Origin of the sequence: Microbacterium sp. A8/3-1 (genome assembly GCF_040267695.1) — a bacterium.
Lineage (GTDB): Bacteria > Actinomycetota > Actinomycetes > Actinomycetales > Microbacteriaceae > Microbacterium > Microbacterium luteolum.
The window spans coordinates 2,704,757-2,726,565 of the sequence record NZ_CP158357.1 but is presented as its reverse complement, the minus strand read 5'-3'; the positions used below and the strand labels follow the sequence as shown (position 1 = coordinate 2,726,565).

Here is a 21,809-nt window from a genome sequence, read left to right as displayed (position 1 = left end):
CTCAGAGCAGCAGCTGCGCGAGCGGATGCACCAGGTAGCGCAGCGAATACGCCTCCCAGAGGGCTCCGATGATGAGCAGCACGAGCGCCGGGAGTGCAAGCAGGCCCAGCTGGCGGAGGCCCCGCAGGTAACCCTGGCGCCGGTTCTCTGCCCCCGCCGTGCGCGGGAAGAGCCAGTGCTTGCCGACCAGGAACGCTCCCAGCAGGAACAGCACGTAGGCCTGCAGTTCGATGAGGAACGTCAGCGAGTGCGGGATGAGCGCGACCCAACCCGTGTCCGAGGTCGGGACGAGAGTGATCCCCGTGGTCAAGGACCAGTACCCGAAGAACGCGAGTCCCGCGAACGGCACGATCAGCGACGGCAGCACGATGGTCAGAGCGCTGAGGCGGAACAGGTTCACGCCGAGGATCGTCAGCGCGAACAGCGGAGGCGTATTGACGAGCCAGCGCACGAGCTCGCCCGTCCCGTCCTCCTCCAGCCCTGCGGCTCGGGCGGCGACGAGATCGGGGAAGATGATCCCGATCGCGAAGCCGAGGAGAGCGAGCCCATAGGCAGCAGCGTTGAGGATGAGGTAGACGCGCATGTTCTCGCGCACGACCCGGAAGGGCCTGCGCCAGAAGCGGACGGGCTCGGGATGAGCGATGGAGATCTGCTGAGTGGACATCCTTCCATCGCACTCCATCGTCGATGGCGTGCACAGTGCCCCATGTCATGAGAATGGGTGACCGGTGTCACCTCATTCCGTGACAGAGTCTCGCGCACTCGACGCCCTCGACGCACTCGGGCTCGCGGGTGCCGAGGTCGGGGTCTTGCGCCGGCCGGCAGACCGCGGGGGATTCGCCCGCAGGTGTCCGCTGACCTGCGTCATCATCCGCGCGAGCGCCTCGACGTCGGCATCCGTCAGCGACTCGAACAGCAGACTCTTCACGGCCTCGATGTGCCCCGGGAACACCGTGGCCAGCACCTCGCGGCCCGCAGCCGTGATCGCGACGATCGTGCTCCGCTCATCCTCGGGCGACGGGGCGCGCGTGACCAGACCGCGCTCCTCGAGCGACTGCGCCTGGTACGTCAGCCCGCTGCGGCTGTAGACGACGCCGTCGGCGAGATCCGTCATCCGCTGACTGCCGCCGGGCGCATCGCCGAGCCGGGCCAGCAGCTGGAACTGCACGTAGCTGAGCTGCCCGACATCCTTCAGCTGCTTCTCGACCGCGTGCCGCAGCAGGCTGCTCACCTCGGTGAACGCGAAGTAGGCCGCGAGCTCCGTGGGAGAGAGCCGAGGAGGTTGTGTGCTCATGACCCCAGTATACGTGTTGCTTCGAATTCGAAGCAGTGCTATCGTCTCCATATTGCTTCGAATTCGAAGCACCAACGAAAGGGAAAGATCATGAAGGCAGTACGGTTCCACGAAGTGGGCGGACCCGAGGTGCTCCAGTACGGCGACATCGAGCGGCCCGTCCCGGGTGCGGGGCAGGTGCGGCTGCGCGTCGCAGCATCCGCTTTCAGTGCCGCCGACAACGGCATGCGCGCCGGTTTCCTCCCCATCCCGATCGTGCTCCGGCACGTGCCGGGGTATGACGTCTCGGGCACGATCGACGCGATCGGTGAGGGCGTCGACGGCTTCGCGGTGGGCGACGCCGTGATCGGCTTCCTGCCGATGGCCGACGACGGCGGCGCGGCGGAGTACGTCGTCGCCCCGGCCGAGGCGCTCGTCGCAGCGCCGAACTCGGTTCCGCTGGCGGATGCCGCAGCACTCCCCTCCGTCGCCCTCACCGCGCGCCAGGCGCTCTTCGACGACGGAGACCTCCAGGCCGGACAGCGCGTGCTCATCGTCGGCGCCGGCGGCGTCGTCGGCAAGTACGCGATCGCCCTGGCCAAGCGCGCAGGCGCCTACGTCATCGCCACCGCGAGCCCCCGGAGTGCGGATGCCGTCCGCGCAGCCGGAGCCGACGAGATCATCGACCACACCGAGACCGGTGTGCTCGACGCGGTCTCCGCACCGGTCGACATGCTCCTCAACCTCGCACCGATCGAACCGGACGAGTTCACCGCGCTCGTGCGGCTGGTCGGCGACGGGGGTGTCGTCGTCAGCACCACCGCCTGGATGCCTGCGCCCGACGACGCCGAGCGGAATGTGCGGTCGGTCGTCGTCTTCGTCCGCAGCGATGCCGAGAAGCTCGCCGAGCTCGTCTCGCTGGTCGACAGCGGGGCCCTCCACCTCGAGGTCACGCGGCGTATCCCGCTCGAGGAGCTTCCGGCGCTGCACGCCGAGGCGGCCGCGGGGCGGATCGCGGGCAAGGTCATCGTCATTCCGTGATCAGGCCCGTCGGGGTGTGTGCTCCGGAGCGGTTTCATCTCGTCGCTCTCCCGCGATGTGCGCGTGTCTCCTGGAACACGGCAGACCGCCCCGGCGCACGGCACCCCACCTCGACAACGCCTGGTGAAAGCGAAAAAACCACCCCAGAAACGCCCACCTGCCGAATGACGATCGTGTTACGAGATCGGCGGATCGGGCGAAGCTACGGTAGGAAAGATCCACCAGTACAGTTGTACATTGCACTGTCATGGGGTTCTATGGAAACCATTCGCAATGGCGCTAACGACAGAAAGGTCTGGTCTCGTGACCACATCGAAGAGGCTCGCCGGGTTCATCGCCGCGGCCACCGCATCCGCTCTGTTCATCACCGGCTGTTCCGCCGGTGGAGGAGAGTCCGACCCGTCGCAGGCCGGCACCGGCGGCACCCCGAAGACCGGCGGCACGGTGCACATGCTGCAGAACGCCGACTTCTCCTACCTCGACCCGTCCCGCGGTTTCGACGGCGGCGTCAACGCCTTCTACCGCCTCATCTACCGCGGCCTCACCATGCAGGCCGCGGGTGACGCGAAAGACCCGAACGCCATCGTCCCCGACCTGGCCGAATCGCTCGGTGAGGCCTCGGAAGACGGCCTCACCTGGACGTACACGCTCAAGGACGACATCTTCTTCGACGACGGCACCCCCATCACGTCGCAGGCGATGAAGTTCGGCATCTCGCGCTCGTGGGATCCCCAGGTCGGCATCGGCTCGCCCTACCTGCGTCAGGTCATCGACGCCCCCGAGGGCTACCAGGGCCCGTACGTCTCGGGTGACCTGCCCACCATCGAGACGCCCGACGACAAGACGATCGTCTTCCACCTCAAGAAGCCGTTCCCCGAGTTCGACAACGTGCTCGCGCAGCCCAACGCGGTGCCGTTCCCCGAGGGCACCGGAGCCGGCGACGAGTTCATCAAGGACATCATCGCCTCGGGCCCGTACACGCTCGCCGAATACACCCCCGGCAGCTCGATCACGCTCGAGCGCAACGAGTTCTGGGACGAAGCGACGGATGACGTGCGCAAGGCGTACCCCGACAACTGGGAGTTCGAGATCGGCATCGACGCCGCCACGATCGACGAGCGCATGATCGCCGGTCAGAGCGACGACAAGAACGCCATCTCGGGCACCGTGAGCGCAGCGACCCTGCCGCGTCTGCAGACCCCGCAGCTGAAGGACCGCGCGATCACGGCGGATGCCTTCTGCACGACCTACATGTCGATGAACACCACCAAGGCGCCGTTCGACGACGTCAACGTGCGCAACGCCGTCAACTGGGCGATCGACCGTTCGGCGCTGGTCAACGCCAGCGGCGGCACGCAGCTCGCCGACCCGGCGTTCTCGATCATCCCGCCGGTGGTCAGCAGCTTCAAGGACTTCAACCTGTGGGAGACCGAGGACGACAAGGGCGACACCGAGAAGGCTCAGGAGCTGCTCGACGAGGCCGGCCTCTCCGACGGTTTCGAGTTCACCCTCGACATCCGCTCGCAGCCGCTCATGCAGGGGCAGGCCGAGGCCATCCAGCAGGCTCTCGAGCCCCTCGGCATCACGGTCAACCTCAACGTGATCGACACCTCGATCTACTACGAGACGATCGGCACCCCCGCGCAGCAGAACGACGCCGCGATCACCGGATGGTGCCCGGACTGGGCGTCGAGCGCCAGCACGATCATCCCGCCGCTGTTCGACGGCCGGAACATCTTCGAGAAGGGCAACTCCAACCTCGCCCAGATCAACGACCCGGCCATCAACGACCGCATCGACGAGATCACCGCGATGACCGACGTCGACGAGGCCAAGACGGCCTGGGGCGACCTCGACGAGCAGATCATGGGCCTGTCGCCCATCGCGCCGCTCGTGTTCAGCAAGGGGATCTTCCTGCCCGGTGAGAACATCGCCGGCTACTACCCCAGCACCAACCTGACGGACCTGACGATCATCGGTCTCAAGGACCCTGCGAAGGGCTGAGCATGACCTTCAGCTCGACATCGCTCGAAGCCGAAGCCACGCCGGCGGGTGACTCCAGTCTCCACGAGACCCTGGAGTCGCCCCCGGCCTCTGGCCGGCGGCTGCTGAGAGCCTTCCTGACCGACTGGGGCGCCATGCTCTCCAGCGCCTACATCCTGCTCATCATCCTGATGGCGATCTTCGCGCCGCTGCTGACGATGCTGAGCGGATGGGGCCCCTACGAGTTCGATCAGGCGGCGATCGACCCCAACCTCGGCGCCATCCCCATCGGCCCGTTCGGCGGCATCAGCGCCGAGCACTGGTTCGGCGTCGAGCCCGGCAGCGGCCGCGACATCTTCGCCCGCATCGCCTACGGTGCGCGGGTCTCGATGACGGTCGCCCTGTCGGCGACTCTCCTCACCACCGTCATCGGCGTCGTGATGGGGCTGCTGGCCGGCTACTTCGGCGGACTCGTCGACCTCGTCATCTCGCGCGTCATGGAGTTCCTGATGGCGTTCCCCGCCCTCATCTTCATGATCGCGATCCTGTCGGCCCTGCCCGCCGACAACCGCGTCTTCCTGCTCGTGGTCGTCATCTCGCTGTTCGGCTGGCCGTACCTCGCCCGCATCGTGCGGTCGCAGACCCTCTCGCTCAAGGAGCGCGAGTTCGTCGAGGCCGCGAAGGCGTCGGGTGCATCGAGCCGCCGGATCATCTTCCGCGAGATCCTGCCGAACCTGCAGTCCACGATCATCGTGATGGCGACCCTCGCCGTCCCCGGCTACATCGGCACCGAGGCCGGACTCTCGTTCCTCGGCGTCGGCGTCGTGCCCCCCACCCCGAGCTGGGGGCAGATGATCGCCGCGGCGACCCCCTGGTACGCCGTCGACCCGATGTACTTCGTGATCCCCGGCGCGTTCCTCTTCCTCCTGGTGCTGTCGTTCACGACCCTCGGCGACCGCATCCGCACCATCGCCACCAGTGGGGAGGCCCGCTCATGATCCGCATCGTCGGCTCCCGCCTGCTCGGCATGCTCGTCGTGCTGTTCCTGGTGACGCTGTTCACCTACGCGATCTTCTTCCTGCTCTCGGCCGATCCTGCCGTGCAGATCTGTGGCAAGAACTGCACGCCAGAGCGCATCGAGCAGATCCGCCTCAACCTCGGACTCGACCAGCCGTTCTGGACCCAGTTCTGGGGTTACGTCGGCGGGCTCTTCACCGGTCGCACCTTCACGGTCGCCGGAGCAGCCGTCGAGTGCGCGGCCCCGTGTCTCGGCTACTCGTTCCAGACCAGCCAGCTCGTCGGCGACATGATCGTGCAGCGCCTGCCCATCACGGCGACCATCGCGATCGGCGCGGCCGTGCTCTGGCTTCTGGGTGGCGTCGTGGCGGGTGTGCTCAGCGCGGTGAAGGAGGGGAAGTTCCTCGACCGGTTCTTCGCCGGGCTCACCCTGGGCTCCATGTCGATCCCGAACTACGTGCTGGCGCTCGCGCTGCAGTTCATCTTCGTGGTCGCGCTCGGCTGGCTCCCCTTCCCGCAGGCCGTGAAGTTCACGGACGACCCCGGTCAGTGGTTCCTCAACTTCATCCTTCCGTGGGTCGTCCTGGCCGTCGGCTACGCGGCGGTGTACACGCGCCTCACCCGGGCGAACGTGATCGACACCCTGCAGGAGAACTTCGTGCGCACGGCGCGGGCGAAGGGGCTGCAGCCCGGCCTGGTCTGGCGCCGTCACGCCCTGCGTCCGGCGCTCACGCCGATCGTCACGATCTTCGGTATGGACGTCGCGGGACTCCTCGGCGGCGCGGTCATCACCGAGACGGTCTTCGGCCTCAACGGCGTCGGCAAGCTCACCGCCGACTCCATCACCGCGAACGACCAGCCCGTCATCATGGCCGTCACGCTGCTGTCGGCGTTCTTCGTGATCATCGGCAACATGGTCGTAGACCTGCTGTACACCGCGATCGATCCGCGCGTCAGGACGGGGGCATCCGCATGAGCGAATCCGCGAGCACGCCAGGCGCCGTGAGTGGCGAAGGCAGCGGCCCGCTGCTGTCGGTGCGCGACCTCACCGTCTCGTTCCGCACCGCGCAGGGACCGACCAGCGTGGTGAAGAATCTCGAGTTCGACGTGCCCCGCGGAGGCGCGCTCGGCATCGTCGGCGAATCCGGATCGGGCAAGTCGATGACGAGCCTCGCGATCCTCGGCCTCTTGCCCAAGGGCGGAACGGCCACCGGCTCGGTGCGGTTCGACGGCGCGGAGCTGATCGGGATGTCGGAACGCGAGAAGCGCCGCGTGCGCGGCGACCGCATCGCGATGATCTTCCAGGACCCGCTGTCGTCGCTGAACCCGTACTACAAGGTCGGCACCCAGATCGCCGAGGCGTATCTCTCGCACCGCAGCGGCGTCTCTCGCAAGCAGGCGCGGGCGGTCGCGATCGAGGCGATGGAGCGGGTGCACATCCGCGACGCCGCCCGCCGCGTCGACCACTACCCGCATCAGTTCTCCGGCGGCATGCGCCAGCGCATCATGATCGCCATGGCGCTGAGCATGGAGCCCGACCTGATCATCGCCGACGAGCCGACCACGGCCCTCGACGTGACCGTGCAGGCGCAGATCCTCGACCTGCTCGACGAGATCCGCACCGAGACCGGCGCGGGCCTCATCCTCATCACGCACGACCTCGCCGTCGTCAGCGAGGTGACCGACCAGATCGTGGTCATGCGCGCGGGAGAGACCGTCGAACGCGGTGCCGTGGAGCAGGTGTTCAGCGACCCGCAGGCCGACTACACCCGTCGGCTGCTCGACGCCGTGCCGCGCATCGACGACGCGATCGGCGTGCTGCGCACGACTGAGATCACGGTTCCGGACAACGGGAGGAGCGCTCGATGAGCACGCAGGCGCCGCTGTTCCGCGGTACGAATCTGGTCAAGGAGTTCTCCAGCGGGTCCTCCGGGCTCCTCGGGCGGGCGAAGCCCTTCCGGGCCGTCGACGACGTGTCGCTCGAGGTGCACCGCGGCGAGACGCTCGCCGTCGTGGGCGAGTCGGGTTCCGGCAAATCGACGACCGCCCGGCTGGTCGCCCGCCTGATGGATCCCACCAGCGGCACGCTGGAGTTCGAGGGCACCGACGTCACGCACGCGAAGGGGGCGGCGCTGCGCGACTTCCGCGCCGCGGTGCAGGTCATCTTCCAGGACCCGTACTCGTCGCTGAACCCCAAGCACACCGTCGAGCGGCTCGTCACCGCCCCGCTGGTCTACCAGGGGAGGAAGATCCCCGGCGGTGCACGTGCGTTCACCCGCGAGCTCATGGAGCGCGTGGGGCTGAACCCGCTGCACTCCGAGCGCTACGCCTCGCAGTTCTCCGGCGGACAGGCCCAGCGCATCGGCATCGCGAGGGCGCTCGCCGTGAGCCCGAAGCTGATCATCTGCGACGAGGCCGTCTCGGCCCTCGACGTCTCGGTGCAGGCCCAGGTCATCAACCTGCTGCGCGATCTGCAGGCCGACGAGGGCTTCGGCTACCTCTTCATCGCGCACGACCTGGCCGTGGTGCGTCAGATCGCGACGAGAGTGGCCGTCATGTCGCAGGGAGCCATCGTCGAGACGGGTCCGCGCGACGAGGTCTTCGAGCGCCCGGAGCACGAGTACACGAAGACCTTGCTGCAGGCCGTGCCGCGCATCAACCCGGAATGGGATCGCCGGCGCAAGAAGGCCGAGGCGGCGCGAGCCGGTCGGGAAGCGGATGCCGCCACCACGGCCGAGACCACGGAGGCAGCCGAATGACCCGCACCGCCACGGCGCAGTACATGCTCCCCGGCATCCGCGTTCGCGAGTACCTCACGACCGTCCCGCTGGACTGGGCCGCCGCCGATGAGGATGCGACCGGCGGCGAGACGATCGAGCTGTTCGTGCGCGAGCTCGTCGACCCCGAGCACGACGACGCCGACCGCCCGCTGCTCACATATCTGCAGGGCGGCCCCGGCGGCGCCAACCCGCGTCCGCTGACCCGTGACGGCTGGATCGACGAGGCCCTGCACCACTACCGCGTCGTGCTCGTCGACCAGCGCGGAACCGGCCTCAGCACGCCGGTGGATGCCGCGATCGTCGCAGAACGCGGAGACGCCGGCGGCGACTACCTCGCCTGCTTCCGCGCCGACTCGATCGTGCGCGACCTGGAGCATGTGCGGACGACCCTGTACGACGGGCGGCGCTGGGCGACCCTGGCGCAGAGCTTCGGCGGCTGGATCACCATGACCTACCTGTCGTCCGCGCCCGACGGCCTGACCGCGAGCTACGTGTGCGGCGGCGTGCCCGGCATCCCGCCGCGAGCGAGCGAGGTGTACCGCCGCACGTTCGACCGCGTCGCGACGAAGACGGCCGAGTTCTTCCGCCGCTTCCCCGACGATGAGGCCGCCGTCGCGCGCATCGCCGACCGGCTGGCGGAGGGCGACGTGCGTCTGCCCGACGGCGACCTGCTGACGGTGCGCCGCTTCCAGGCCCTCGGCATCGACTTCGGCATGAAGCCCGGCTTCGAGCGCCTGCACTGGCTGATCGAGAAGGCGTTCATCCGCCCAGGCCGGTTCTCGGAGGCTTTCCTGCAGGACGTCATGGCGCTCTCCTCGAGCGCCGGCAACCCGCTGTTCTGGACGCTGCAGGAGTCGATCTACGGCGACCAGGAGAGCGGCGCGACCGCGTGGGCGGCGCAGGCCGAGCGCGACCGGCGGTCGGAGTTCGACGAGACCCGTCGACCGCTGCTGTTCACCGGGGAGATGGCGTTCCCGTGGATGTTCGACGAGGTCCGGCTGCTCCGCGGCTTCCGCACCGCCGTCGATGCGCTCGCCGCCAAGACCGACTGGGCGCCGCTGTACGACCGGGCGGCCCTCGCCCGCAACGAGGTGCCGGTCGCGGCGGTCGTCTACTTCGACGACATGTACGTCGATGCGGCACTGCAGCTGGAGACGCTGAAGGGCGTCGGAGAATCCCAGTACTGGGTGACCAACGAATACGAGCATGACGGGATCGGATCGGGCCGCACGCTGACGCGCCTGCGAGAACTCGTCCGAGACCATGGAGGAGAGCGCGCATGAGCGACAGGACGACCGGAGCACGCCCGCCGTATGCGGGAACCCGCTACCCGAAGCTGGCCGAGATCCCCGCCTTCCGCGCGTTCATCGCCGAGGGCTGGCAGGACGTCCCGACCCGCCCCGACCTCCCCGCAGGCACCGCGGCGGCCGCCGCCGCGCACCGCGAGCGGTTGAGCGCGGCTCTGCCGGGGCAGACGCTCGTCCTGAGCTCGGGCATCGCCCCGGTGCGCAACGACGACGCGTCATACCTCTTCCGTGCCGACAGCAGCTTCGTCTGGGCGACCGGATGCCAGGCCGAGGGCGCGACCCTCGTGATGTGGGCGCGCCCCGGCGGACACGACGCCGTGCTGTACCTGCCGGCACCGTTCCGCCCCGGCGACGACGGCTTCTTCAGCAACGCCCTGCACGGCGAGCTCTGGGTCGGCCCCTCCGCCGGGCTCGCCGAGTGGGCCGAAGAGCTGCAGGTCGCGGTCGAGCCGATCGAGGCGCTCGACGCCCGCGCCGCCGACCTCCGCGGCGCACTCGCCGCACGCTCCGCCGCCGCCCTGACCGCCGCGCACGGCGCGGACGTGTCGGCCGACCTCGAGCGCACGCTCTCCCGGCTGCGCATGGTGAAGGACGACTGGGAGATCGGGCAGCTGCGCGAGGCCATCGACGCGACAGTGTCGGGCTTCGCGGCCGTCGTCGGCGAGATCCCGCGCGCCATCGCCGACGGTCTCGGCGAGCGCTGGCTGCAGGGCACCTTCGACCGCCACGCGCGCACGCACGGCAACGGCCCCGGCTACTCGACGATCGTCGGCTCCGGGGCGCACGCCCCGATCCTGCACTGGGTCCGCTGCGACGGTCCGATCCATCCGGACCAGGCGCTCCTCCTCGACATGGGGGTGGAAGCGCGCTCGCTCTACACCGCTGATGTGACGCGCACCGTGCCGGCGCAAGGCGCTTTCAGCGCGGCGCAGCGCGAGGTGCACGACCTCGTCGAGCGCGCGCACCGCGCGGGCCTCGACCAGATCCGCCCCGGCACCGCCTACCTCGACTTCCACTTCGCCTCGATGCAGGTCGTGGCGCAGGGGCTGCACGACTGGGGCCTGCTCCCGGTGTCGGTCGACGAGGCGCTGTCGCCCCGGGGTCAGCAGCACCGCCGCTACCTCGCGTGCGGCATCGGCCACCACCTCGGACTCGACGTGCACGACTGCAGCCAGGCGCACTACGAGGACTACATGGGCGCCGACCTCGAGCCCGGCGTCGTGATGACCGTCGAGCCCGGACTGTACTTCCACGCGCACGACCTCACCCTCCCGCCCGAGCTGCGCGGCATCGGGGTGCGGCTGGAAGACGACATCCTGGTCACCGCGACCGGGTCGGACGTGCTCTCGGGAGCCCTCCCGATCGATGCCGCCGGCATCGAGCAGTGGACGCGCGCGCAGTGGTCGCCGGAACAGGGGTCCACCCGATGACGGCGGCCACCGGCATCCGCATCGCCCCCGCTCTGCGTCCGTTCCCCCTGGATCGGGTGCGCATCGGCGATGACAGCGTCTTCGCGCGAGCCCGAGAGCAGATGCTGCACCTCGCCCGCGTCTACCCGGTGGACCGGCTGCTCGCCGTCTTCCGGGCGAACGCGGGCCTCGACACGCGTGGCGCCGCAGCTCCCGGCAACTGGGAGGACTTCGGCCACCCTCGCGAAGAGGCGTGGGGCGAGGCCGATTACCCCGGCCGCGAGAACGCGCAGACCGCCAACCTGCTCCGCGGGCACTACGCCGGCCACTTCCTCGCGATGCTCTCCCTCGCCTCCGCGGGCGAGCAGGACGAGGCGCTGCGCGCGAAGGTCGACGAGTTCGTCGCGGGACTCGGCGAGGTGCAGCGCGCGCTGGCGGCGACCGGCCGTTACTCGCACCCCGGCTTCCTCGCCGCCTACGGCGAGTGGCAGTTCTCCCGGCTGGAGGGCTACGCGCCCTACGGCGAGATCTGGGCGCCGTATTACACGACCCACAAGATCATGGCCGGGCTGCTCGACGCCTACGAGCTCACTGGCAACGACGAGGCGCGCGACATCGCCGTCGCGATGGGCCACTGGGTCGCGCACCGGCTGACCCGCCTCGAGCATGACCGCATCCAGCGCATGTGGTCGCTGTACATCGCCGGCGAGTACGGCGGCATGAACGAGACGATGGCCCGCCTGAGCGTGGTCGCCGACGAGCCGCTGTTCCTCGAGGTCGCGCGCCTCTTCGACCAGGACGACCTGCTCGAGGCCGGTGCCGAGCGACGCGACGTGCTCACCGACATGCACGCCAACCAGCACCTGCCGCAGCTGATCGGCTACCTCCACGAGTACGAGCTGACCGGCGAGAGCCGCTACCTCGACGCCGTCCTCGGACTGTGGGATCAGATCGTCCCCGGCCGCATGTTCGCGCACGGCGGCACCGGCGAGAGCGAGCTGTGGGGACCTCCCGGAGCGGTCGCCGGCGACATCGGCCACCGGAACGCCGAGACCTGCGCCACGTACAACCTGCTCAAGCTCGCGCGGCTCCTGTTCGCGCACACCCGGGATCCGCGTTTCATGGCGTACTACGAGCGCGGGGTGCTGAACCACATCCTCGCCTCCCGCCGCGACGTCGACTCGGACACGAGTCCCGAGGTCGCCTACATGTTCCCGGTGCACCCCGGGGCGCTCGCCGAGTGGGACAACATCGGCACCTGCTGCGGCGGCACCGGCCTCGAGAACCACGTCAAGTACCAGGACACCGTGTTCTTCCGGACGGCGGATGCCGATGCCGAGCTGTGGGTCAACCTCTTCGTGCCGTCGACCCTGGACTGGGAGGAGCAGCACGCGACCGTGCGGCTGCAGACGACCCTGCCCTTCGGCGGCACCACCGAGCTGCGGATCGACGGCGGCGAGGGCTTCGTCGACGGGACGCCGCTGACGCTGCGGATCCGCGTGCCGGAGTGGATCGTGGGCGACCCCGCGCTCCGCATCGGCGGCGACGGGCCCGTCGATGCACCGATCGAGGACGGCTACCTGGTCGTGACCCGCCCCTGGTCCTCGGGCGACGTGCTCCGCATCGAGACGCCGCTCGCCCTGCGTGCCCTCCCGACGCCCGACGACCGGGCGCTGCAGTCGATCGAGTACGGACCGTCGCTGCTGGTCGCCCGATCGGATGCCACGACGGCACTCGACCTGGCGCTCGCGCAGCGTCGGCGCGTGGACGGCTCCCTGGGTCCGGACGACGCCGATTCAGCGGAGAGTGCGGAGTTCGCGGATGCCGTGGGGGATGCGCTGCGCGCCGACGGGGCCGTGCGCATCGCCGGCGTCCCGTTCGAGCCGGTCTGGACCGGTCGCGACGCCCGGTACCACATGTATGTGCGGGATGCCGGGGCGACGGTCGGCTTCGTCGGCGCCGAGACGGCCGTGCCGCTGCGCGTCCGACAGGACGGCGGCTCGCTCCTCGACGACGTCTGGCGCGACCCCGCTCCCAGGACGCGTACCGCTTTCCTCGACAGGGTCGGCGAGGCGGCGGGCGCTGCGCGCCGCGGGGGACTGCTCGCGCAGAGCGAGCTCGTCCAGGTGCTCGAAGCGGCGGCATCCGCCGATGTCGACGGCACGCGCATCCGCACACGGGGAACGATCGTCGAGACGGATGCCGCGGACCTGACCTGGAGCGAGGAGACGGGCGCCGACGGCATCCGTCTCACCGAATGGTCGGTGCCGAGGTCCCTCGCCGACGCTCCCACGGCTCCGACCGTCGCCATCACGACCGTGATCCTCCCCGCGCCCTCGGGCTGGTACACCGAGATCCCGATCGTCCGGGTGGATGCCGAAGACCTGGCCGGCGTCGGCGGGCTGAGCGTCGAGGTGGCGCTGGGTGAGGGGGAGTGGATGCCGTACGACGGGCCGTTCCCGTTGCCGGGCGACGGAGCGCACCAGGTCAGGGCGCGCGCGACCGATGCGACCGGGGCCACCGGCCACGCGTCCCGCGACTTCGCCGTCGATGTCGAGGCTCCGGTGTCGCGGGCCACCCTGCGGCGGCTGGGCTCGAGCGTCGAGATCACGTTCGCGGCGACCGACGAGGTGTCGGGTGTCGAGCGCATCCAGTGGGAGGGCCCCGGTACGTTCTGGGCCACGTTCCAGGAGGCGTTCGTGCGAGCCCTGTCGGATGCGGAGCAGATCATCGAGTTCGCGGCCACCGACCGCGCCGGCAACGAGGAGGCCAGGCAGATACTGGTCCTGCCGCCGCGCGACGAGATCTCGTGACCGGCGGGAAGACGGCCATGGACAGAACCTTGCCCCGCCCACTAGCATTGCAATTGTACTCAAACGAAACCACAGGAGTTCTGATCCATGACTGAAAAGAAGCCGTGGCACGGCGTCAACCTCGCGACCACTCTGCCGATCAACCCGGACTTCTCCGTCAACTACGACGCGTACGCCGAGCACGTCCGGTTCACCACCGACAACGGCGTGACGGGCATCATCCCCAACGGCTCCCTCGGTGAGTACCAGACGCTGACGGACGAGGAGCGCAAGCGCGTGTACCTCACCGCCGTCGAGGCCGCCCCCGAGGGCGTCGCCGTGATCCCCGGTGTCGGCGCCTACGGTGCCATGGAGAGCGTGCGTCTCACCGAGCACGCCGCCGAGCACGGCGCACCGGCCGTCATGCTCCTGCCGCCCAACGCCTACCGCGCGAGCGACGCCGAGATCATCGACCACTACCGCCGCGTCGCCGCGGTCGGCCTGCCGATCCTCGCGTACAACAACCCGATCGACACGAAGATCGACCTGCGTCCCGCGCTGCTCGCGCAGCTGTTCGACGAGGACCTCATCGTCTCGGTCAAGGAGTTCTCCGGCGACGTGCGCAACGCGTACGAGATCCGTGAGCTCGCCCCGGGCCTCGACATCTCGATCGGCTCCGACGACGTCGTGCTGGAGCTCGGCATCAACGGCGCCATCGGCTGGGTCGCCGGATACCCGAACGCGATCCCGGCATCCACCGTCGAGCTCTACAACCTGGCGACGTCGGGCGACCCGGCCAGCTGGGCCAAGGCTCACGAGATGTACCGCGACCTGCACGCCCTGCTCCGCTGGGACTCGAAGACCTGGTTCGTCCAGGCGATCAAGCTCTCGCAGGAGGTCGCCGGCGTCGCACCCGCCGGCATCACGACGCGTCCGCCGCGCCTGCCGCTGCCGGACGAGGTCCGCACGCGTATCATCTCCGACACCGAGGCCGTCCTGGCCAAGGGCTACCGCTGATCCGGAGGCATCGATGCGAGCACAGCGCGTCTTCCACGCCGTCGACTCCCACACCGAGGGGATGCCGACGCGCGTGATCGTCGGCGGCGTCGGGGTGATGCCCGGGGCGAGCATGGAGGAGCGCCGGCAGTGGTTCATGGCGAACAGCGATGACCTGCGCACGCTCCTGATGAACGAGCCCCGCGGGCACAGCGCGATGAGCGGGGCGATCCTGCAGCCGCCGACGCGGCCGGATGCCGACTTCGGCGTGCTCTTCATCGAGGTGTCCGGCTGCCTGCCGATGTGCGGGCACGGCACGATCGGCGTGGCGACCGTGCTCGTCGAGACGGGCATGGTGCCGGTCGTCGAGCCGGTCACCACGATCCGCCTCGACACCCCGGCCGGTCTGGTGATCGCCGAGGTGCAGGTGTCCGACGGCCACGCCGACAGCGTGACGATCCGCAACGTGCCGTCGTTCGCTGTCGCGCTGGACCAGGTCGTGGACGTTCCAGGGCTCGGGACCGTCGAGTACGACCTCGCCTTCGGCGGCAACTTCTACGCGATCGTGTCGCTCGAGCAGATCGGCCTGCCGTTCGACCGGGCGCACAAAGACGAGCTGCTGAAGGCCGGCCTGAGCATCATGGCCGCGATCGAGGAGGCCGGGTCGCCGGTGCATCCGATCGACCCGACCATCCGCGGCTGCCACCACGTGTACTTGAAGGCGCCGGGCTCCACGGCGCTGCACTCGCGACACGCGATGGCCATCCACCCCGGCTGGTTCGACCGCTCCCCCTGCGGCACCGGCACCAGCGCGCGCATGGCGCAGCTGCATGCCCGCGGCGAGCTGCCGCTCGACCAGGACTTCCGTAACGAGTCCTTCATCGGCACGAGCTTCATCGGGCGCCTCATCGAGACGACCGAGGTCGCCGGCATCCCCGCCGTCATCCCGACCATCACCGGCCGTGCCTGGGTGACCGGCACGGCGCAGTACATGCTCGACCCCAGCGACCCGTTCCCGCGAGGTTTCGTGCTGTGACCTCCGTTCCCGTCATCGGCGTCGACGCGATCGACGCCGCGCTCGACCGCCGGGGTGCCGTCGCGGCGATCGAGGCGGCCCTGCGCGACGGCGTGGACGTGGAGTCGGACTCCCCGCGGCTGTTCAGCCCGCTGGACCGCGGCGAGTTCCTGCTGATGCCGACCCAGTCGCCGGAGCACGCCGGGATCAAGGTCGTCACGATCGCCCCGCACAACAGCGAGCGCGGGCTGCCGAAGATCCAGGCCTGGTACCTGGTGTTCGATGCCGAGACGCTCAGTCCTCTCGCGATCCTCGAGGGCGCGCATCTGACCACGCTCCGCACGCCGGCCGTGACCGCCGTCGCGGTGCGCGGGATGCTCCGCGCCGACCGCCGTGGCCCGCGTGAGCACATCGACATGCTCGCCGTGCTCGGCTCGGGCCCGCAGGCCGAGGCGCACGTGCGCACGCTCGCCGCACTGATGCCGATCGGCGCCGTCGGCATCCGTGGTCGCAACAGCACCAGGGTGGCCGAGCTCGTCGCACGGCTGCGTGCCGACGGCATCCCGGCGCAGCCCGGCGACGGACACGACCTGCGCGACGCCGACGTGATCGTCACCGCGACCTCGTCGTCGGAACCGGTCATCGCCCGTGCGGACGTCGACGACGACGCGGTCGTCGCGGCGATCGGCTCGCACGGTGCCGACCACCGGGAGCTGGCCGCCGACCTCGTGACCGACGCCGACCTGGTCGTGGAGGCGAGGGCCTCGGCCTTCCGGGAGAACGGCAACCTGCTCCAGGCCAGAGAGCTCGACGCGTGGCAGGCAGGTAGGCAGGCCGTGGCCAATCTGCCAGAGTTGGTCACGGGTGCGTTCGCGCGCCGTGAGGGGCATCCCGCCGTCTACACCGGCGTCGGGATGAGCTGGGAGGATCTCGCCGTGGTGGCGGAGATCCTGCGGGCGGCGCAGAGCGCCGACGCGATGCCTCGGGAGGGGGACTCAGATGTCCGGAAGTGATGTGCGGAGCCTCGTGCGGCTCAGCAAGCAGCCCAGCATCCGCGACACCGTGACACGGGCGCTGCGGTCCGCGATCATCAGCGGGGAGATGCAGCCCGGCCGGGTGTACTCCGCGCCGAGTCTCGGCGAGGAGTTCGGCATCTCGGCGACGCCGATCCGCGAGGCCATGCTCGACCTCGTCCGCGAGGGGCTGGTCGTCGCCATGCCGAACCGCGGGTTCCGGGTCACCGAGGTGTCGTCGCACGACCTCGCCGAGGTCACCGAGCTGCGCCTCTTCCTCGAGCCGCCGGCCGTCGAGAAGGCGACGCCGCTCATCCCGGAGAGCGCCCACGCAGGCCTTCGCCGTCAGGCCGACGCCATCGTCGCCGCGGCCGAGCGGGGCGATCTCGTGGAGTACCTGAGCGCCGACAGCGACTTCCACCTCGCGATCCTGAACTACGCCGGCAACGCCCGCCTCACCCAGCTCGTCCAATCGCTGCGATCGCAGACCCGGCTGTTCGGCCTCTCCGAGCTGTACGAACGCGGACATCTGACCAGCTCCGCCAAGGAGCATCACACGATCATGGATGCGATCGAGGCGGGCGACGCGGTCCGAGCGCGAGACCTCGTCTTCGCGCACATCGAGCACGTCCGCGGCGACTGGTCCGGGCACGCCGTGGAGGAGCCCGACCCCGCGGAGGCGATCGGGAAGTGAACGGATCGACCGCACGCGCCGACGTCGTCATCGTCGGCGCGGGAGTCGTCGGTGCCGCGACGGCGTACTTCGCCGCCGCCGCCGGCCTCTCCACCATCGTCGTCGAGCGCGGTTCCATCGCCTCGGGCACGAGCAGCCGCTGCGAGGGGAACATCCTCGTCTCAGACAAGGAGGTCGGCCCGGAGCTCGAGCTGTCGCTCTACTCGCAGCGCGTGTGGCGCGAGGATCTCGCCGAGCACGCGGCCCTCTGGGAGTTCGAGTCGAAGGGCGGGCTCGTCGTCGCCGGCAGCACCGCGAGCATGAGCGGCCTGGTCGACCTCGTCGCCCATCAGCGCGAACTGGGGATCCGCGCCGAGATCATCGACGACTACGCCGGTCTCCGCGAGCTCGAACCGTACATCAACCCCGCCCTCGCCGGCGGTGCGTTCTACCCCGACGACGCACAGGTGCAGCCGCTGCTGGCGACCCATCACCTGCTGCGGCTCGCCCGGGAGCACGGTGCGCAGCTGCACACCGGCACCACGGTGCACGGCATCCGCACCTCCGGCGGCAGAGCCGTCGGCGTCGACACCTCGCTCGGGCACATCTCCGCCGGCGCGATCGTCAACTGCGCCGGCCCCTGGAGCGGCGAGATCGCCGCACTCGCGGGTGTGCATCTCCCGGTGCTGCCGCGTCGCGGATTCGTGCTGGTCACGGAGCCCGTGCCGGTGACGGTGCACCACAAGGTCTATGCGGCGGAGTACGTCGGCGATGTCGCCAGTTCGGATGCCGGGCTGCAGGTCTCCCCGGTTGTCGAGGGCACGCCCAGCGGAACGATCCTCTTGGGCGCGAGCCGCGAGCGGGTCGGCTTCGACTCCTCCTTCTCCGCCGAGGCCGTCGCCCGCATCGCGAAGAGCGGCCTCGGCCTGTTCCCCGCGCTGCGCGATGTCGGGGTGCAGCGCGCATACTCGGGGTTCCGACCGTACTGCCCCGACCATCTGCCCGCCATCGGCGAGGACGGCCGCCTGCCCGGTCTCTGGCACGCGGCGGGTCACGAGGGCGCGGGTGTCGGACTCTCGGTCGGCACGGGCAAGCTGCTCGCGCAGGCGCTGCGGGCCGAGACGACCGATCTCGACCTCGCCCCCTTCCGACCGGATCGACTCGAGGGACTGGTCGCGGCATGACCCGCGCACAGGCCACCGGGGCGGATGCCGAGAACACGCTCACGTTCGACGGCACGCCTGTGCCGTTCGCCCCGGGGCAGACCATCGGGGGCGCGCTCGCCGCGGCGGGCATCGTCTCGTGGCGCACGACCCGTCGCGACCGGGCCCCGCGCGGCCTCTTCTGCGGCATCGGGGTCTGCTTCGACTGCCTCGTCACCGTCGACGGCATCCGCACCCAGCGCGCCTGCCTCGCAGAGGCCTGCGACGGACAGGACGTGCGCAGCTCCGACCCCGACGAACCGCTTCCGCTGCCGGAGGGATCCCATGACTGAGTCGGACGCCGCGACCATCGCCGACGTCGCCGTCATCGGCGCCGGCCCCGCGGGCCTCAGTGCCGCGGTCGTCGCCGCCGAGCACGGTCTGCAGGTCGTGCTGATCGACGCGGGCGCGCAGACGGGCGGCCAGTACTGGCGGCATCCGGACGAGCGGCACCGCGACGCGTTCGCGGCTCCGGAGGACACCGGGCATCACCACTGGCGGCACTACACCGACCTTCGCGATCGGCTGGCCTCGGCGGTGGCCGCCGGGCGTCTCCGGCATGTCGCCGGGCGACAGGTGTGGCGCACCGACAGCTTCGGCGACCGGGTGGCCCTGCGCACGAACGCGGTCACCGGCGCGGATGCCGTGCCGCTCCTCGACCGCACGACCTGGGCGCGTCGACTCGTGATCGCGACCGGAGCCTACGACCGTCAGCTGCCCGTTCCCGGATGGACGCTGCCCGGGGTCATGGCCGCTGGCGGCGTGCAGGCGATGCTCAAGGCGAACCAGGTGCGGGCCGGTCGACGCGCGGTCGTGGCCGGCACCGGCCCGTTCCTGCTGTCGGTCGCCGCCGGGCTCGCCGCCGCCGGAGTCGAGGTCGTGGAGGTCGTCGACGCGAACGCCCTGTCGCGCTGGGTGGCCACGCCGCTGCGCGCACTCCAGGAGCCGGGGAAGCTCTGGGAGGGGGCGCAGTACGCGGCCACCTTCCTCCGGCATCGCGTGCCGCTGCGCACGCGCACCGTGGTCACCGCCGTGCGCGGCGGAGGCCGGGTCTCCGAGGTCGAGCTGGCGCGCGTCGACGGCGCCGGCCGCGTGCGGCCCGGCACTTCCCGCACCGTCGCTGCCGACCTCGTCGCTTTCGGATGGGGATTCACCCCGCAGCTGGAGATCGCCGTCGGCCTCGGGCTGCGCACAGTCGTCGACGTCGACGAGTCGCTCGTCGTCGAGGTCGACGACGACATGCGCACCTCCGATCCGCTCGTGTTCGCCGCCGGCGAGGTCACCGGGATCGGCGGAGCGATCGCCTCGTGCGCCGAGGGCGAGCTCGCAGGGGCCGCCGCCGCGCAGGACCTCGGCCGCCGCGTCGACCGGGCGCGCATGACCCGGCACCGTCGGCGTCTGCGGCGAGGTCGACGTTTCGCGGTCGGCATGCACCGGGCGAGTCCCGTTCCTGCGGCCTGGAGCGAGTGGCTGGCCCCTGAGACGCACGTCTGCCGGTGCGAAGAGGTCACCGCCGCCGAGGTGTCGGATGCCGTGGGAACGCTGCACGCCGACGATGCCCGCGACGTGCGCGTCACGGCGCGGCCGGGGATGGGGCTGTGCCAGGGCAGGGTCTGCGGCTTCGCACTCTCGAAGCTCGTCGCCACCGGTACCGGCCGCGACGTCGATGCCGCCGCACTCGAATCATTGACCAATCGACAGGTGGGCGTGCCCGTCTCGCTCGGCGATCTCGCCGCGCTCGAGCCGCACCACCGTTCTCAGGAGGAGACATGAGCATGCAGGACACGACCGCGACCGATGTGGACCGGATCGTCACGCGCGCCGCGCGCGCATCGGAGCAGTGGAAGCGCACCGCGATCGCCGAGCGCGCGCGAGTGCTGGTCGCCGTGGCCGACGCCCTCGACGCGCACGCGGACGAGCTGATCCCGGTCGCGCAGCGTGAGACCCACCTCGCCGAGCCGCGTCTGCGCGGAGAGCTGCGTCGCACCAGCTTCCAGCTGCGGATGTTCGCCGAGATGCTGCCCGAGGGCCTCTGGCTCGACGCACGGATCGATCATGCGGATGCCGAGTGGCCGATGGGTGCTCCGCGTCCCGATCTCCGTCGCCAGCTGGAGCCGATCGGACCGACCCTCGTCTTCGCCGCGAGCAACTTCCCGTTCGCCTTCTCCGTGGCGGGCGGCGACACGGCGAGTGCGCTCGCCGCCGGGAACGCGGTCGTGCTCAAGGCTCACCACGGGCATCCGGACCTCTCGGCGGCGACCACGTCCGTCGTCGTCGATGCGCTCGCTGCCGCCGGCGCCCCCGACGGCCTTTTCCAGACGATCTACGGCACCGAGGCCGGCGTGCAGGCGCTTCAGGCGCCCGCGATCAAGGCCGCGGGATTCACCGGGTCGGTGCGGGGCGGACGCGCGCTGTTCGACATCGCCAACGCCCGGCCGGAGCCCATCCCGTTCTACGGCGAGCTGGGGAGCACCAACCCCGCGTTCGTCACGCGGCGGGCGGCGGAGCAGGATGCCGCGGGCATCGCGCGCGACTTCGTCGCATCCGTCACCGGCAGCGCCGGGCAGCTGTGCACCAAGCCCGGCGTGCTCTTCGTCCCGGCGGATTCGTCGCTCATCGCCGAGCTCGAGGCCCAGGAGCTGCCGGCGGCGCCGCTGCTGAACGGCGGGATCGAGAACGGTTTCCGCGAGTCGCTCGCCACGGCGCGAGCCGTCGACGGGGTGCGCACGGTCGTGATCGGAGCCGACGGCGAGGCGCCGGTGCCCGTGCTCCTCGCCACGACGGCCGAGACGCTCCGCGCGCAGATGGACACCTTGATGTCCGAGATCTTCGGCCCCGCCGCTCTCGTCGTGACCTATCAGGACGAGAGCGAGCTGGTGGAGATCGCGGCGCGGCTCGAGGGGCAGCTGACGGCCACGGTGATCGGCCGGGACGACGACGAGATCGCACCGGAGCTCATCGCGGCGCTCTCCGAGCGGGCCGGGCGCGTGCTCTGGAACCAGTGGCCGACCGGGGTCTCGGTGACCTGGGCCCAGCAGCACGGAGGACCGTATCCGGCGACGACCGCGGTGGGTTCGACGTCGGTGGGCATGGCCGCGATCACGCGGTTCCTGCGGCCGGTGGCCTACCAGAACGTGCCGGAGAGCCTGCTGCCGGATGCTCTCAAGGAGGCGAACCCGCTGCGCATCGTGCGTCGCGTGGACGGGGTCGTGGTCCTGCCCTGAGACGTCAGGGGCCGCCGGCACGGGCTTGGTGAGGGGAAACCCAGACCAAGCGGATGCTGCCCGGCGTGCCGCCGGCGGACACGC

General features: G+C 70.3%; 19 protein-coding genes. 17 read left to right on the top strand and 2 right to left on the bottom strand.

Annotated features, from left to right (window positions below):
- Nucleotide 1: 1 nt before the first annotated feature.
- Both ABS642_RS13315 and ABS642_RS13310 read right to left on the bottom strand, forming a co-directional pair.
- A complete protein-coding gene (locus ABS642_RS13315) occupies nt 2–664 on the bottom strand; it encodes a hypothetical protein (RefSeq protein ID WP_350350454.1) in 663 nt (220 codons plus the stop codon).
- Between the two features lie 72 nt (nt 665–736).
- Nucleotides 737–1,294 (bottom strand): MarR family winged helix-turn-helix transcriptional regulator, encoded by a 558-nt coding sequence (locus ABS642_RS13310; protein WP_350350453.1) that lies wholly within the window; start codon nt 1,292–1,294, stop codon nt 737–739.
- Nucleotides 1,295–1,384: 90 nt separating this feature from the next.
- Between ABS642_RS13310 and ABS642_RS13305 the strand changes: the two genes are divergently transcribed.
- The 17 genes from ABS642_RS13305 (at nt 1,385) to ABS642_RS13225 (ending at nt 21,725) form a co-directional block, all read left to right on the top strand.
- Nucleotides 1,385–2,314, top strand: a complete 930-nt coding sequence (locus ABS642_RS13305) for an NADP-dependent oxidoreductase (RefSeq protein WP_350350452.1) — start codon at nt 1,385–1,387, stop codon at nt 2,312–2,314.
- Nucleotides 2,315–2,617: 303 nt separating this feature from the next.
- Nucleotides 2,618–4,318, top strand: coding sequence for an ABC transporter substrate-binding protein (locus ABS642_RS13300; RefSeq protein ID WP_350350451.1), 1,701 nt, complete (start codon nt 2,618–2,620; stop codon nt 4,316–4,318).
- A 2-nt stretch (nt 4,319–4,320) separates the two neighbouring features.
- Nucleotides 4,321–5,295 (top strand): ABC transporter permease, encoded by a 975-nt coding sequence (locus ABS642_RS13295; protein WP_350350450.1) that lies wholly within the window; start codon nt 4,321–4,323, stop codon nt 5,293–5,295.
- On the top strand, nt 5,292–6,290 hold the full coding sequence (locus ABS642_RS13290; protein ID WP_350350449.1) for an ABC transporter permease: 999 nt from the start codon (nt 5,292–5,294) through the stop codon (nt 6,288–6,290). The genes ABS642_RS13295 and ABS642_RS13290 overlap by 4 nt, the downstream gene beginning before the upstream one ends.
- Nucleotides 6,287–7,183: an ABC transporter ATP-binding protein gene (locus ABS642_RS13285; protein ID WP_350350448.1), complete on the top strand. Its 897-nt coding sequence runs from the start codon at nt 6,287–6,289 to the stop codon at nt 7,181–7,183. The genes ABS642_RS13290 and ABS642_RS13285 overlap by 4 nt, the downstream gene beginning before the upstream one ends.
- Nucleotides 7,180–8,073, top strand: coding sequence for an ATP-binding cassette domain-containing protein (locus ABS642_RS13280; protein ID WP_350350447.1), 894 nt, complete (start codon nt 7,180–7,182; stop codon nt 8,071–8,073). Before ABS642_RS13285 ends, ABS642_RS13280 begins: the two co-directional genes overlap by 4 nt.
- Nucleotides 8,070–9,377, top strand: a complete 1,308-nt coding sequence (locus ABS642_RS13275; protein WP_350350446.1) for an alpha/beta fold hydrolase — start codon at nt 8,070–8,072, stop codon at nt 9,375–9,377. Before ABS642_RS13280 ends, ABS642_RS13275 begins: the two co-directional genes overlap by 4 nt.
- Nucleotides 9,374–10,831, top strand: coding sequence for an aminopeptidase P family protein (locus ABS642_RS13270; protein WP_350350445.1), 1,458 nt, complete (start codon nt 9,374–9,376; stop codon nt 10,829–10,831). Before ABS642_RS13275 ends, ABS642_RS13270 begins: the two co-directional genes overlap by 4 nt.
- Nucleotides 10,828–13,623, top strand: a complete 2,796-nt coding sequence (locus tag ABS642_RS13265; RefSeq protein ID WP_350350444.1) for a beta-L-arabinofuranosidase domain-containing protein — start codon at nt 10,828–10,830, stop codon at nt 13,621–13,623. The genes ABS642_RS13270 and ABS642_RS13265 overlap by 4 nt, the downstream gene beginning before the upstream one ends.
- A gap of 87 nt (nt 13,624–13,710) precedes the next feature.
- Nucleotides 13,711–14,619 carry a dihydrodipicolinate synthase family protein gene (locus tag ABS642_RS13260; protein ID WP_350350443.1) on the top strand — a complete coding sequence of 303 codons (909 nt, stop codon included), beginning with the start codon at nt 13,711–13,713 and terminating at the stop codon, nt 14,617–14,619.
- 13 nt (nt 14,620–14,632) lie between these two features.
- Entirely contained in the window at nt 14,633–15,634 is a 1,002-nt protein-coding gene (locus ABS642_RS13255; protein WP_350350442.1) for a proline racemase family protein, read from the top strand.
- The gene (locus ABS642_RS13250) at nt 15,631–16,626 is read left to right on the top strand and encodes an ornithine cyclodeaminase family protein (RefSeq protein ID WP_350350441.1); all 996 of its coding nucleotides are present in this window, start codon (nt 15,631–15,633) and stop codon (nt 16,624–16,626) included. The genes ABS642_RS13255 and ABS642_RS13250 overlap by 4 nt, the downstream gene beginning before the upstream one ends.
- Nucleotides 16,613–17,320, top strand: a complete 708-nt coding sequence (locus ABS642_RS13245; RefSeq protein WP_350350440.1) for a GntR family transcriptional regulator — start codon at nt 16,613–16,615, stop codon at nt 17,318–17,320. Before ABS642_RS13250 ends, ABS642_RS13245 begins: the two co-directional genes overlap by 14 nt.
- Complete coding sequence (locus tag ABS642_RS13240; RefSeq protein ID WP_350350439.1) at nt 17,317–18,483, top strand: FAD-dependent oxidoreductase; 1,167 nt, start codon at nt 17,317–17,319, stop codon at nt 18,481–18,483. The genes ABS642_RS13245 and ABS642_RS13240 overlap by 4 nt, the downstream gene beginning before the upstream one ends.
- A complete protein-coding gene (locus ABS642_RS13235; protein WP_350350438.1) occupies nt 18,480–18,794 on the top strand; it encodes a (2Fe-2S)-binding protein in 315 nt (104 codons plus the stop codon). The genes ABS642_RS13240 and ABS642_RS13235 overlap by 4 nt, the downstream gene beginning before the upstream one ends.
- On the top strand, nt 18,787–20,274 hold the full coding sequence (locus ABS642_RS13230; RefSeq protein WP_350350437.1) for an NAD(P)/FAD-dependent oxidoreductase: 1,488 nt from the start codon (nt 18,787–18,789) through the stop codon (nt 20,272–20,274). Before ABS642_RS13235 ends, ABS642_RS13230 begins: the two co-directional genes overlap by 8 nt.
- On the top strand, nt 20,271–21,725 hold the full coding sequence (locus tag ABS642_RS13225) for an aldehyde dehydrogenase (NADP(+)) (protein ID WP_350350436.1): 1,455 nt from the start codon (nt 20,271–20,273) through the stop codon (nt 21,723–21,725). The genes ABS642_RS13230 and ABS642_RS13225 overlap by 4 nt, the downstream gene beginning before the upstream one ends.
- The last annotated feature ends 84 nt before the right edge of the window (nt 21,726–21,809 follow it).